Source organism: Marinobacter litoralis (assembly GCF_016427555.1).
Lineage (GTDB): Bacteria > Pseudomonadota > Gammaproteobacteria > Pseudomonadales > Oleiphilaceae > Marinobacter > Marinobacter litoralis_A.
In genome coordinates this window covers 1,247,855-1,261,137 of record NZ_JAELVS010000001.1, presented here as the reverse complement: position 1 = coordinate 1,261,137, position 13,283 = coordinate 1,247,855, and the positions used below count along the sequence as shown (strand labels likewise).

At 56.1% G+C, this 13,283-nt stretch carries 13 protein-coding genes; 4 read left to right on the top strand and 9 right to left on the bottom strand.

The features are described from left to right. Positions 1-1,605, bottom strand: coding sequence for an urea ABC transporter permease subunit UrtB (gene urtB, locus JAO79_RS05775; RefSeq protein WP_199006160.1), 1,605 nt, complete (start codon positions 1,603-1,605; stop codon positions 1-3). Positions 1,606-1,678: 73 nt separating this feature from the next. Next, a complete protein-coding gene (gene urtA / locus JAO79_RS05770; RefSeq protein WP_199006159.1) occupies positions 1,679-2,977 on the bottom strand; it encodes an urea ABC transporter substrate-binding protein in 1,299 nt (432 codons plus the stop codon). A 633-nt stretch (positions 2,978-3,610) separates the two neighbouring features. Between urtA and JAO79_RS05765 the strand changes: the two genes are divergently transcribed. Together JAO79_RS05765 and JAO79_RS05760 are read left to right on the top strand one after the other, a co-directional pair. Further along, positions 3,611-3,883 carry a ComEA family DNA-binding protein gene (locus JAO79_RS05765; protein WP_199006158.1) on the top strand — a complete coding sequence of 91 codons (273 nt, stop codon included), beginning with the start codon at positions 3,611-3,613 and terminating at the stop codon, positions 3,881-3,883. Positions 3,884-3,983: 100 nt separating this feature from the next. After that, on the top strand, positions 3,984-4,928 hold the full coding sequence (locus JAO79_RS05760; protein ID WP_199006157.1) for a DMT family transporter: 945 nt from the start codon (positions 3,984-3,986) through the stop codon (positions 4,926-4,928). A 26-nt stretch (positions 4,929-4,954) separates the two neighbouring features. Here the strand turns inward: JAO79_RS05760 and gloA are convergent, their stop codons facing one another. Next, complete coding sequence (gene gloA, locus JAO79_RS05755; RefSeq protein ID WP_199006156.1) at positions 4,955-5,503, bottom strand: lactoylglutathione lyase; 549 nt, start codon at positions 5,501-5,503, stop codon at positions 4,955-4,957. Positions 5,504-5,657: 154 nt separating this feature from the next. On the opposite strand from gloA, the gene JAO79_RS05750 reads away from it, so the two are divergent. Further along, positions 5,658-6,314: a GntR family transcriptional regulator gene (locus JAO79_RS05750; protein ID WP_199006155.1), complete on the top strand. Its 657-nt coding sequence runs from the start codon at positions 5,658-5,660 to the stop codon at positions 6,312-6,314. Positions 6,315-6,446: 132 nt separating this feature from the next. After that, a complete protein-coding gene (locus JAO79_RS05745; protein ID WP_199006154.1) occupies positions 6,447-7,394 on the top strand; it encodes a YbgA family protein in 948 nt (315 codons plus the stop codon). Between the two features lie 78 nt (positions 7,395-7,472). Here the strand turns inward: JAO79_RS05745 and JAO79_RS05740 are convergent, their stop codons facing one another. The 6 genes from JAO79_RS05740 to JAO79_RS05715 form a co-directional block, all read right to left on the bottom strand. Next, on the bottom strand, positions 7,473-8,207 hold the full coding sequence (locus tag JAO79_RS05740; RefSeq protein ID WP_199006153.1) for a YdiY family protein: 735 nt from the start codon (positions 8,205-8,207) through the stop codon (positions 7,473-7,475). 25 nt (positions 8,208-8,232) lie between these two features. Then, on the bottom strand, positions 8,233-9,252 hold the full coding sequence (locus JAO79_RS05735) for a rhodanese-related sulfurtransferase (protein ID WP_199006152.1): 1,020 nt from the start codon (positions 9,250-9,252) through the stop codon (positions 8,233-8,235). A gap of 277 nt (positions 9,253-9,529) precedes the next feature. Continuing rightward, positions 9,530-10,261: a DsbA family protein gene (locus tag JAO79_RS05730; RefSeq protein WP_199006151.1), complete on the bottom strand. Its 732-nt coding sequence runs from the start codon at positions 10,259-10,261 to the stop codon at positions 9,530-9,532. A gap of 13 nt (positions 10,262-10,274) precedes the next feature. Then, a complete protein-coding gene (locus JAO79_RS05725; RefSeq protein WP_199006150.1) occupies positions 10,275-10,856 on the bottom strand; it encodes an ACP phosphodiesterase in 582 nt (193 codons plus the stop codon). A 40-nt stretch (positions 10,857-10,896) separates the two neighbouring features. Further along, on the bottom strand, positions 10,897-12,327 hold the full coding sequence (locus tag JAO79_RS05720; RefSeq protein ID WP_199006149.1) for a DUF5666 domain-containing protein: 1,431 nt from the start codon (positions 12,325-12,327) through the stop codon (positions 10,897-10,899). Then, a complete protein-coding gene (locus JAO79_RS05715) occupies positions 12,308-13,228 on the bottom strand; it encodes a DUF6502 family protein (RefSeq protein WP_227664334.1) in 921 nt (306 codons plus the stop codon). The genes JAO79_RS05720 and JAO79_RS05715 overlap by 20 nt, the downstream gene beginning before the upstream one ends. Between the last annotated feature and the right edge of the window lie 55 nt (positions 13,229-13,283).

The following is a 13,283-nucleotide window of genomic DNA, read 5'->3' as shown; positions in this document are numbered from 1 at the left end:
TCAGCCCTCCGCGGCCCGGCCTTTCTGGGGGAAGAGCCCCTTCGGCCGTTTTTGAATGAACAGGATGATCATGACCAACACCATGATCTTGGCCAGTACCGCGCCAGCCCAAGGTTCCAGAACCTGATTGATGGTGCCCAGCGTGAGCCCGGCCACCAAGGTGCCCCAGAGATTGCCGACACCGCCGAACACCACCACCATGAACGAATCGATGATGTAGTTCTGGCCCAGGTTCGGCCCCACGTTGGTGATCTGCGACAGCGCCACACCGGCCAGGCCCGCAACGCCGGAGCCCAAGGCAAAAGTGAGAATGTCTACTTTGGTGGCTTTGATGCCCATGGAGCGGGCCATGGCGCGGTTTTGGGTAACAGCGCGCACCTCAAGGCCGAGGCGGGTTTTGCGCATGATCAGCATCAGCCCCGCGAACACCACCAGAGCAAAGCCAATGACGTAGAGGCGGTTCAGGGTGAGTGACAGGGCTTCGTTGATCATGATCGAGCCGCTCATCCAGTCCGGCGTGACCACCGAGCGGTTCAGCGGCGACACCAGAGTGCGCACCAGCTGTTGCAGAATCAGACTGATGCCGAAGGTGGCCAACAAGGTTTCGAGCGGGCGGCCTTTGAGGTATTGAATAACGCTGCGTTCAATGGCGATGCCCGCCAGCGCCGCCACCAAAAAGCCGGCCGGAATCGACAGAATCAACGCCAAACCGGGCTGGCCGGGGAATAACTGCTGCATGCCCCAGGTGGTGTAAGCACCAAGCATGATCAGTTCGCCGTGGGCCATGTTGATCACTCCCATCACGCCAAATGTGATGGCCAGACCAATCGCCGCCAGTACCAGTACCGAACCGAGGGACAGGCCGAAGTACAAGGTTTCGGCGGCGCGGTTCATCTTCAGCTTTTGTTCTATGCTTTCGAGCGCTTGCGCTGCGGCTGCGGCGAGCGCCGGGTCGTCACTGTTGCTGGCGTTGTTCAACGCCGCCCGTGCCTTGGCATTCAAACTGCCCGACAAAGTTTCAACCGCGCTTACGTCGCCCTGCTCCAGCCGGTGAATGGCCAAAGCCGTGGCGAGCATGTCGCGCACGGCGGAGTTGTCGTCTACCTGCGCACGCTGTTCAATTTGGGCTACCAATGCGCCATCGACTTCACCCAGTAAGTCCCGGGCTGCCGCTAGCCGAACGTCCGGGTTGGCGGCGGTCAGGTCGATCACGGCGAGCAGGCCTTCTACCTCGCTGCGCAATGAGTTGTTTACGCGAACGGTAGCCAAAGCCCGGCGGGACACTTTGCCTAGCTCTTCCCCGTTCAGGGCGCTGGCAACCGTCCAGTTTCGGCCCACATTGTTCAGAACGACCACCGTGGTGCCGCTCTCTTTAACCGTGGCGAGCTTGCCTGCCGAGAAGGCTTCCAGCCATCCCCGGGCACGCTCGTCACCGCTTTCGGAAATTTGTTTCAGAACCGCAGTGCGCTCGGCGTTGCTGGCTTCTACGAGCCGTTGCAACAGTGCTTGCGCTGCGTCGTCCTGTACCTGGGCGGTCGCCAGCGACGGCCCCAGAGTGATGCACCAGACAAAGATCAGCCCGGCGAGCAATCGAAAGATGCTCATGATTCATTCCTGTTGGCGATGAAATGAAGTTCGAAATGCCGGGCAAGCCTAAAAGCCTGCCCGGTTAAACGTTTTACTTGGCGGCTACATCTGCGGAGCTGCCACAGGTGCCGGTGACTACGTTGAAGTTGCCGCAGCGCAGCGGTGCGCGCCAATCACTGATCAGGTCTTTTGAACCCGGCAGGAAATCAGACCAGGCATCGCCGGCAACGGTAGACGGGGTTTCCCACACTACCGAGAACTGGCCGTTGTCCTGAATCTCGCCAATCAGCACCGGTTTGGTGATGTGGTGGTTCGGCATCATGGTGGCGTAGCCGCCGGTGAGGTTAGGTACGCTCACGCCGATGATGGCGTCTTTAACCGCGTCTACGTCGGCGGTACCGGCTTTCTCCACGGCTTCAACGTACATGTTGAAACCAATGTAGTGGGCTTCCATCGGGTCGTTGGTGACAGCCGCTTCGTCACCTTTGAATTCCACCCAGGCGTCGATGAAGTCGTAGTTGGCGTCGGTGTCTACGCTCATGAAGTAGTTCCAGGCGGCGAGGTGACCAACCAGAGGGCCGGTGTCGATACCCGCCAGCTCCTGCTCACCCACCGAGAAGGCCACCACCGGAATGTCCGATGCGGAAATGCCCTGGTTGCCCAGTTCGCGGTAGAACGGCACGTTGGCGTCGCCGTTAATGGTGGAAACCACGGCGGTTTTCTTACCGGCGCTGCCGAACTTTTTGATGTCGGAAACGATGGACTGCCAATCGGAATGACCAAACGGCGTGTAGTTGATCATGATGTCGCTGGCCGCCACACCTTTGTCTTTCAGATAGGTTTCGAGCACTTTATTGGTGGTGCGGGGGTACACGTAATCGGTGCCCGCCAATACCCAGCGTTCCACGCCGATGTCGTTCATCAGGTAGTCCACCGCGGGAATCGCCTGTTGGTTGGGCGCTGCACCGGTGTAGAACACGTTTTCTGAGGATTCTTCACCTTCGTACTGAACCGGGTAGAACAGCAGGCCGTTCAGTTCTTCGATCACCGGCAGTACGGATTTGCGGGATACCGAGGTCCAGTTGCCGAAGATGACATCCACTTCTTCTTTTTCGAGAAGCTCACGGGCTTTCTCGGCAAACAGCGGCCAGTTAGACGCAGGGTCAACCACGACGGGCTCCAGCTTGCGCCCCAGTACACCACCCGCCTCATTCTGTTTTTCGATCAACATCAGCATGGTGTCTTTGAGTGCTGTTTCACTGATCGCCATGGTGCCGGACAAAGAATGCAGCACCCCCACTTTGATGGGGTCTTCCGCTGCCATCGCGTGGAAGGAAACCGACAGTGCCAAGGCAGACAGGCCAAGCTTTACGTTTTTTTTCAGGCTCATGGTGCACGTCCTTTTCGTTGGGTATTGAGTCGTTTAACGTACTCAGCCTTTGCACCGACCGTTCCAACCCACATGAAAACCATTAAAAAACAAAAGGTTGCATATAATTCAGCTCATCAGATTCAAGGATTGAGCCCCGCTGCTTCGGATTCGAGGCCTGATTTTGGTGCTCGCGATGGGAGCGCGCGCCACTGTGGTGCGTCTCAAACAATGAATCTCAATTCACCGTGAAACGCACAAGCTTGTAGGAGATATCGCACACGCTGGGTGGATGATGTCCGATTCTTAATAAACGGGCCCGGCGTAGAATCGATGTTGTCAGGAATGACAAGCCGGCACGGACGTTGGCTCAGGGATGGAAACTCAAGGATATGAGAGTTGCCCGAAGGATCAGGGCGTACAGGGATGAACCAGGGATGACGTGCTCAGGATGATGCACAGCCTGACGGATCAGGCAGGGGTCAGCCACGGAATTTCGGGGGCACAGGGAGTGTGTCCTCTTCCGTGCATTAGCCAGCCTGCTTTCCTCGCTTTTGATTCCACGAAACACCAGCCACTTTGCAGTTCCAACAACCTCTGGGTTGTCTCACCTGATTGATCGATAAAAAGAACCCTTACAATCAGGAATCACCCATGAAACACACGTCTTTTTTCGCTGCCCTTGTTCTGTTGTTCAGCCTGGCGACCGGTTTTGTTTATGCCAATGAACCGACCGCGATCAACATCAATGCCGCCGATGTGGCCACTCTGTCTGCCCTGAACGGCATTGGCGAGAGCAAAGCCGAAGCCATTGTGGCGTACCGCGAAGCGAACGGCCCGTTTGCATCGGTTGAAGATCTGGCCAATGTAAAAGGTATTGGCGCCCGCACCGTTGAGAAGAATGCCCAACGCCTCGCGGTGAAATAACCCGTTCCAGGGGGCGCTCCGCCCCCTGCTATTCGCCTATGGCGAACCCTGCCTGCCACTGTTAGTCTGCTCGGTTAATTCTCTGTGCTTGGCCAGCTTTATGATTCGAGGCGTTCTTTTAATTGCACTGGCGGCCCTGCTTTGGGCGACCACCAGCATTGTGGCGAAATTTCTGTTTGGCGGGTCGGACCTTCCGCCCCTCACCCTCGCCTTCTTACGCTTGCTGGTGGCGTTGCCGTTTTTCTGGGTATTAATGCGGCGGGAACAACGCCAGCTTCGCCGGGCCAATCCCGGCGGGAATGCGGCGCAATATTCGTTGCGCTCACTCAGCTGGAAAGCACTTCTGCCATTAACCGCTTTGGGGCTGTTTCAAGCCCTGTATCAGGGCAGCTATCTGGTTGCGGTGGATCTGTCCGGTGCGGGTATTGCCACGTTAATTTCACTCTGCCTGCCTCCTGTTTTCGTGGCCATACTGGCTGCCCCAATGTTGGGCGAGCGGCCCACTCTGACCACCTGGATTGCTGCTCTGGGCGCGCTTTTGGGCACCGGCATGCTGGTGGTGGGTGATATTGATACCACCGGCACTCTTCGGCTTGCGGGCATTTTGATGTCGTTGTTGGCGGCGGCGGTGTACACCGGGTTCACACTCACCAGCCGTTATAATTCGGTGGGCACGCCCGCCTTCACCACAGCCTTCATCTGCTTTCTCACCGCTGCGCTGTTGCTGCTGCCGGTGGTGCTGTTCACCGGCGGCTTTGCAACGCTGGAAAGCATGGCTCTGAAGCACTGGTTGATGGTGTGTTACATCGGGTTGGTACCCACCGGTATCGGCTACCTGATGTTTTTTACCGGTATCAAAAGCACACCGGCGACACTATCGAGCATTGTGGTTACGCTGGAGCCTTTGTTTGTGGCGCTGCTGGCGTGGCTTATTCTGGGGGAAATGCTGGGGACGGTAGGGGTGGCCGGTGCCATCGTATTGGTAGTAGCGGTGATTGTTGCTTCACGCAGCAACCGCTTGTCCGGAACCAACCAGGACGGTTGATTCCGGCGCTCAGAAGGGCGTAAAACTTAGTTACCCTTACGCTGTTTTTCCAGCATGTTGGGCTGCAGGATTTCAATCCAGTAGCCATCCGGGTCTTTGATGAACGCCAGCCCCTTCATCTTGCCGTCGTCTGGCCGTTTCACGAACTCGACACCCAGCTGCTCGAAACGTTCACAGGCGCTGTAAACATCCGGAACAGCCACACCGATATGGCCAAAGCCTTGCGGCTCGTCGTTACCGTTGTGGTACCCGAAATCGGCATCGTCTTCGGTGCCCCAGTTGTGGGTCAGCTCCAGCATGGCTTCGCGGCCGAAGGTGTATGTGGTCCGGTGACCGTCATCGGCGGGTACTCGCTCGGCTTCGGCATCGTCCAGATACGCCAGAAAATACAGCGTGAACTTCATTTCCGGGAAGTCCAGTTTACGCACCAAACGCATTCCCATAACTCGGGAATAGAAATCCAGAGAACGCTCGGGATCTTTAATCCGCAGCATGGTTTGGTTGAACACGTAACCTTCGGTTTCAGGAACCGGTGCGTCATGGAGGCCAACGGCCTGTTCGAAATGCTTTGGCATAATGGGTCATCCCAATCTGGTTCAGACTTGAACCGCTTTATATGCGTGCAGACGGTGGTTTTTCAAGGCCCCACGTACCATTACCTGGATATGATAAACTGCACGGTCGTTAGCCTCAGCAGGCTTCGTTACCCGATTTAAAGAGTTATCAATCATGGACTTTCAAGCGCCGAACACTCTGGCCGAACAGATTGCCGGTTATATGGCCGAACGCATCATGACGGGGCAAATTCAACCGGGCCAGCGCATTCAGGAAGCCAATCTGGCAACCGAACTCAAGGTAAGCCGGGCGTCAGTGAAAGAAGCCCTGTACACCCTCGAACGCTGGCATCTGGTTGAAATTACCCCACGCAAGGGCGCGTCTGCCACTCAGATCAACGCGGAATACGCCGCCGAGCTTTACGATGTTTACATGCATCTGCTGATCATGCTCGCCACCCGCTTGTGCGAACGCTGGGAAGAAGACGATAAGCCGATGGTCATGGAGGCTGTTAACCGTATTCTTGCCACCGTCAATGAACCCGGTGCAGACATCACAGCCGTTGTGGAAGCCAGCTTTGGCGTTATGGAAGCAGCCTGTGCAGTGGTCAACAATCCCTACCTCACGGAATCCCTGTCCAACTTCAAACCGGCGGTCAGTCGCACTTACTACTTGAGCGCCCAGCGCTACCGACAGGGGCTGACCCACACTCTCCGCTTTTTTACCGAGCTGCAACCCGCGGTGCTGGCACGAGACACCGCCAAAGTTCGCACATTGATCGAGGACTTTGCTGAGCAGCAGAAAAGTCTGATCCGGAAGGCAATGGCGTAAAGCGCTTCGTGTGGCAGTTGCATAAATGATCCCCGCAACGGACTGCGGATAGTGGAAGTTCCGGTTGATCGGCTTACACTGTAGAGACGTATGTTTCAGTATCGATCACAGGCGACCCACAAGGAGCATTTAGTGAGCAATATTCCTGTTGGCATCAGCACTTGCCTGCTTGGCAAAGAAGTTCGCTACGATGGCGGCCACAAGCATTCCCGTTATTGCACACAAGTGCTGTCGCAGCACTTTGATTTTCGCTCTATCTGCCCAGAGCTGGAAGCTGGCTTGGGCGTGCCCCGCCCGGCCATTCACCTGCGCGAAAAAGACGGCGAATTGCGCCTGACCGATAACAAAGGCACTGCCGACCACACCGAGGCCATGGCCGACTTTATCCAGCAGGTGATGCCGTCGCTGGCCGATCTGCGCGGCTATATTCTGATGGCAAAATCACCCAGCTGCGGCATGGAGCGCATTAAAATTCACGACGCCGATGGCAAGGTAATGAACCGGGATGGCCGGGGCTTGTTTGCCGAGGCGCTGATGAGAGCGTACCCGTTGATGCCGGTTGAAGAAGAAGGCCGATTGAACGACAACGTTCTGCGGGAAAACTTCATTGAAAGGGTGTTTGCCTACGACGACTGGATGCTGAACGTGGCCGGCGACAAGCTCACCAAACAATCCCTGCAGGATTTCCACAGGCGCTATAAATTTGCGCTGCTGGCTCATTCCGAGAAAATTTACCGCCAGTTGGGCCCCATGCTGGCCGATTTGAAATCCGAACCTTTGGAAGACATTGCCGAGCGCTACATTCACGGTTTTATGGAAGCCATGACTCAGCGCGTCAGCCGCGGCGCCCATGTGAATGCCATGAACCACCTGTTGGGTTATCTGAAAGATGATATGAGCGCCGCCGACAAAGCCGTGCTGCTGGAGCAGATTGAGGCCTATCACCGGGAGGAAGTGCCTTTGGTGGTGCCGATGACGCTGTTGCGTCTGGCTCAGCGCCGGGAGCCTGTGGACTATTTAAGTACCCAGAAATACCTCACTCCCTACCCGGACGAGCTGGGTTTGCGAAACAACGTTTAAGCCCAGTGTTAAACGCAAAAGGGGCAGAGAGCTTTACAACTCTCTGCCCCTTTTTTATGAGCACACGGTTAGCTTCGCTTAGAAACCGTAGAGCAGTGATACCGCCAATTCGGTGTCGGTGCTTTCCGAATCATCAGGCGCATCCGATACGTGCTTGACCCGGTACGCAACCTTCATGGACAGATTGTTCATGATGGAGCTTTGCAACGAGGTTTCCGATTTGGAAATGGTGTTGTTGTCATCCAGACCGATTTCCGTGCTCAGCTTCTGCCGGAACAGAGAGTTTTCGGACAATCCGTAGTCGAACTGGGCAGCTAGCCGCGCAATGGCGTCTTCTTCCACGTCGCGTCCGGTATCCGGATCAACTTCCATGCGTTTGTTATAGCGATAACCGGCACCCGCGGAAAGATCGAGAAAGGAGCGCTCACCGGCTCGCCACACCCGGTTTCCGTAACCGGTGGTGACCGACGATTCAAACTCGTATCCGGAGAAACGATCGTCTTCCCAGTTGCCACGCAGGAACCAGTACTGCTGCTCGTCGAACTTGTAATTGGTTTCCAGTGCGGCACGGTATTCTTCAGCGGTGGTTTCGTCGTCTGCTTCGGTGTACTTGGTGCTGAACTCACCGCTGTTGCGCCAGAATTCCTGTTCGTTGATCAGGCCCAGGCGGCCGTTTACCTTGGTTTCGTCGGTGTTGCCTGACGTCATCAACACGCCCAACTCTGCCTCGCCTTCCCAGTTTTCACTTTCCTGTGCTTGCACCATGGGTGCCACGGCCAGACAAGCGATAACGAGCGGCTTCCTGATCAACATACGGTCTCCTTAGTTCGGTTTAATCTTACGATGACGCCGAGTTGCGGGTGCGCTCGCCTTCCAGACTTTTCCGCGCCTGGCGCTCACGCTCTGCTTGTTTGCGCGCTTTCCGCTCGGCAATAATTCGGGCTGCTTCACCACCTACGTGGGCTTCGCCCCGCTGTTCCGCCAGGCGCATTTGGCGTTCGCGCTCTTTGAAGCGGGCCTTCTGTTCTTCGGTCAGTGATTCAATGCACTGATGGCAGCTCACGCCTTGTTCATATTCCGGGCGCAGCTTGTCGTCTTCGGTAATCGGGCGACGGCAAGCGTGGCACTGGTCGTAGTCTCCGCGCTCAAGATTGTGATTAACCGTGACCCGATCATCAAATACAAAACATTCACCTTTCCACAGACTTTGCTCTTGAGGCACCTCTTCCAGGTACTTCAGGATGCCGCCTTTCAGGTGATAAACCTCGTCGAAGCCCTGCTCTTTCAGATAGGCGGTGGACTTCTCGCAACGGATGCCGCCGGTGCAGAACATGGCAACCTTTTTGTGTTTGGCCGGGTCGAGGTTTTCTTTCACGTAGTCCGGAAATTCACGGAAGGTGTCTGTGGCGGGGTTTTGCGCGTTCTGGAAGGTGCCGATTTCGACTTCGTACTGGTTGCGGGTATCCACCACCAGCACTTCCGGGTCTGAAATCAGGTCGTTCCATTCTTTGGGATCTACGTAGGTGCCCACCACCCGTTTGGGGTCGATGCCTTCAACGCCCATGGTGACGATTTCTTTCTTAAGTTTAACTTTGGTGCGTTTGAAGGGCTGGAATTCTACGAAGGATTCTTTGTAGTCGATGCCGTCGAACCGTTCGTCGCTGGCGATCCATGCTTTAACGGCGTCGATGCCTTCACGGCTGCCGGCGATAGTGCCGTTGATGCCTTCACGAGCCAGCAGCAGTGTGCCGTGCACGTCTTTTTCCAGCATCAGGTTTAGCAGTGGGTCGCGTAGGTCTTTGTAATCGTTTACGACTGCGAACTTATAGAGTGCGCAGACAACTACGTTGTTGCTCATGTTTTTCTCCTGCGGGCCGGATCGTAAATCCGGAGCATGGTTGATGGTTATCGCGGGCTCTTTGCCAGCTTGGGGGCGATTTTAACGCACTCCGGGGCGGGTGCAAGTTGGGGGTTACCGTGAATGGAGCATTGGGGCCGCCCTGCACGAGAGACCCCTTTCCAAAATACGCTGTGGATACGTCCTTGTACGCTCGGCTCCGCCATCCATGGCTGCGCACGATTTTGGAAAGGGGTCCCTCGCACAGGGCTAACTCTGTGCGGGGGTTGGAGAGTCTTTAGTCTTCGGCTTTGTTTAGTTCGCGCTCGATTACTGCGGACAGCTGGCCCCAACCGGGACGGGTCAGCTGGATGTTATCGACCAGAACCGTTGGCGTGCTGGCGACGCGCAGTTGCATGGCAACTTGCAGGCTTTGTTCAACGGCTTCTTTGTGCAGCTCTGTGGTCATGCAGCGGCGGAAGCGGCGTTCTTCAAGGCCGAGGTCGTTGGCGTAGCGGGTGAAGGTGGCAACCGGGTCGTTTGAGCCGCTCCAGTCGGATTGCGAGCCGTAGAGTTTGTCGTGCATGGCCCAGTATTCACCCTGATCACCGGCACAACGTGCCGCTTGGGCAGCGGGCATGGCGTTCGGGTGCTGGCGCAGTGGCAGGTCGAAGTACACGAAACGCACTTTGCCGGATTCGACGTATTCTTTTTTCAAACGCTGGCTGGCTTCGGAGAAGCGGGCGCAGGCCGGGCACTGGTAGTCGGCGAATTCCCGCACCACCACAGGGGCATCTTCCGCACCGACCGAGGTGCCGTATTGATCAAAAACAGCCGGAAACTCGTCGGCGTTCTCAGCGGCCACCGGCAAGTTACTGGAGGTAGGCGCAGGCGGCGTGGTCATGAAATAGACCGCAGCAATCACAGCTACAACAACCACCGCGGCTATTGCGATGTAGGCCGGTTTTTTGTTGCCTTGGTTACGCGGCGCAGGTGCGCCTGTTTGTTTGCGTCGCTTTGCTTCACCCATCTTGGGCTCCTTGTCAGGTGTCCGGATACTGGCGGGCGAAGGTTTGCAGTTCGGGGAAGAACTCCAAGAAATTCGCCTCTAGTTCCCGCTCATTCTCCCGAATTTCATCAATTATTCCAGTAAATTGATTGGGAAAACGAATACGTTCGGCTACCCGATCCAGGGCGAATCCGATGTTGTCCAGTTCCTGATAGGCACTGAACCAGTCGTGTTCCACCATGCGTCGGGTAACCCTGATCATGGCCGGTGGCATGAGCGGCTCTTGGGCGCTGAGTTCCCGATATACGGTGTGTATGAACGCGGTTTGTTCGAACTCGCTATAACGATGCCAGTGCCGCAACAGGAAGTGGTCGTAGAGGATATCCAGCGCGACACCGGCAAAGCGCCGGCGCTGTTTGGAGAAGAGTTGCTTGCTGGCCAGCACTTGTGGGTGTTGGTCGGTGAAGGTATCCACCGCCAGGTGGTGGCGGACGCCTTCCAGAACCGGTTTCGGCAGCCCTGCCCAGTCGATGCCTTTGGTGAAGTCGCCGAGAATGCTGCCCACACGCGCCTCGGCAGAATCCGGCGCGAGAAACGTATGGGCAAGATGGTTCATGGGTTAGTGCTCCCTCGGGCTAGTGCGAAATCACTTAGCCTTAATCATCGCATTCGATTCCGGTTGCCTGAAACCCGTCGGTGACTTTTTGGTATTCGACGCTTACAACGGCACAGTCGCGCCAGCCTTCGTTTTCACTTCCTACGTTTTGATCGTAGGTTATCTCGACGCCCAGGACAGTAAGTTTTCTGGAGTTTGGGTCGTCCGCGGTTAACTGCCCGGTTAGCTCATACTCACCGCTGTCATCAGACTCGATTTCAATGTTGAGCGCTTCGAGATAGCTGAAAACGCCATTCGCATCTTTTTGTTCGACACCTTCCACTTCCAGAAACTTCGCTTCAGAGAGCGGCGTTTGGTCGTCATCGTCTCTGTCGATCAACGTACTGTTGGTAATCCGAACCCGAACACCTCCGACATTCAACTCGTTTTCTGCCGAACCTTCAAAGGGGGTCAACACTGCAGCTTCCACTTCCGCATTGCCTTCGAACAGTTCAATTTCTTCGGCATACAGTCGGCCAGATTTAATCTCGCCCTCCACCTGAACCAGCAGGCCATCGGCGATGCGTGAACGGGCGAAATCGTCGAACTCGGTGTTGTCGTCATAGACAACCTGAATGCCGTTCAATGCGAAGGTTGAGCCGGGCACGTTCAGGGACTGCACCGGGCCGGTCATTTCTATTTCGCCACTTTCATCTGAGAGGAAGCGGCGGTCGTCCGAGGCACGGATTTCGGCGGCGGTGACATCGCCACCCTCAGAGAGGAAGCGGCCTTCCACCTCAACCAATGCACCTTTCACGATGTCGTTGATCGTGAGGTCTCCGGGATAACTTACGTTCTGACCACCACGAATCCATTGATCGCCAATCCGAAACTTATCTAACTGAACCTCGTCGATTCGTCCTTCCAATTCCAGGGGGAAGTCGGAGCCTGTGGTGGCACTGCCTATGAAGCTGGCGCGGTATCCGTCTGCCATGCGCCAGGCGCTGACTCGTACCGTCATGCCTTCGGTGAGGTTGCCATCTTTGACACGTACTACCGTGCGCCGATCGTAGCTAATCGTTTGTCCCAATACACGGAAACTACCGGGTGTGCCGGTGCTTTCGTCGGGCACTACAATATCCGTCACCGGCCCGCGGAAGGTGTCGTCGTATTTCAGGGCTTCGGCATTGCCGGAGCCGTCTTTATTCCACTCCCCTTCGATCCGTAAGATCATGCCTTTTTCAAGGTCAGCTTCGGTCGAAATATCGTCGTTGCTTTCAACGCGCTGATTGACGATATCGCGGGTTTCAAACTTCACGCCGTTTACAAACACGCTGCCAAAACCCGATACCGGGCCAACGCTGGAGCCCGTGCCTCGAATACCGCCATCCGCAATGCTGGTGCCACCACCGCCTCCGCAAGCAGCCAGAATGCCGAGGGTGATCGGAGTGAGTACCAGCGTCAGGCGTTTTTTAATGGATACCGGATTCATTTGGGTCTCCTGCCAGCGGTTCAGGCTGGTGATGGTCATCAGATAAAGTGGAATCAGCAGCGCTGCGCGCCTGAATCGGATCTTCAAAATAAAATACCCCCACACCAGTGCGCACCCGCTCTCCTGAATGGCTGGAGGAAGATTGCGAAAGGTCCTGGTCATAAGGCGCCAGCCACTGGTCTAGTTCTTCCAGCAATCGCTGCGATTTCTCGGCCGCAAACTGTTGCCAGCGTTCGATCACGTCTGCGGGGATGTTGTCGTAGGTGAGTGTTCTTTGGAACAGTGGGACCCGGCCGGGCTGGCTTTCGGTCAGGTTGTGATCAATCGTTGCCACCAGATCTGACACGTCTTCACCAAAGATCTGCAGCATTTCTTCGCTGTCGCCTGCGGGTACGTAGGCGCGCTTCTGAAGGTGCAGTTTGCCGGTTTGTTCATCCGCGGACACAACGCCCACGCGAAACAATTCGTCCAGAACGGCTCGAGGCGGCATATCGCCGCTGTATTTGCGCACCAGATCGGTGAAGCTGCCGTCACCTTCAAAGGGCAACATGGCTGGCTGACCATCAGCCGATTGAAAGGCAGTATCCCGAACCCAACCAGACACCACACGGGACGCGCGGTTGGCGTGGGAGCGGCCTTCAGAGCCGGAATGTTCACCGGCCAGCAAATCACGCTGACGTTTCACTTCTTTACGGGTGAGCCCCGTCATCACGGCGGCTCGGGAATCGGTTGGTTTGCGTCGCCCATCGGTAAAATCTTCAAGGGCCGCTTCCACATAAGCACGCTTCACCAGATCAGCAAATTCGCTGAACGGAATACCATTGCGCAACAGCAATCGGGCCAGAGGTCGAAGGATGCGATACAACGCTTTGTGGAGAGGATTGGTATTGGGTGTCGTCATGTTTGGGATTGTATTCCCATAGCTAGCCTGAAAGCCAGAAAGGGCCGCCTTATGG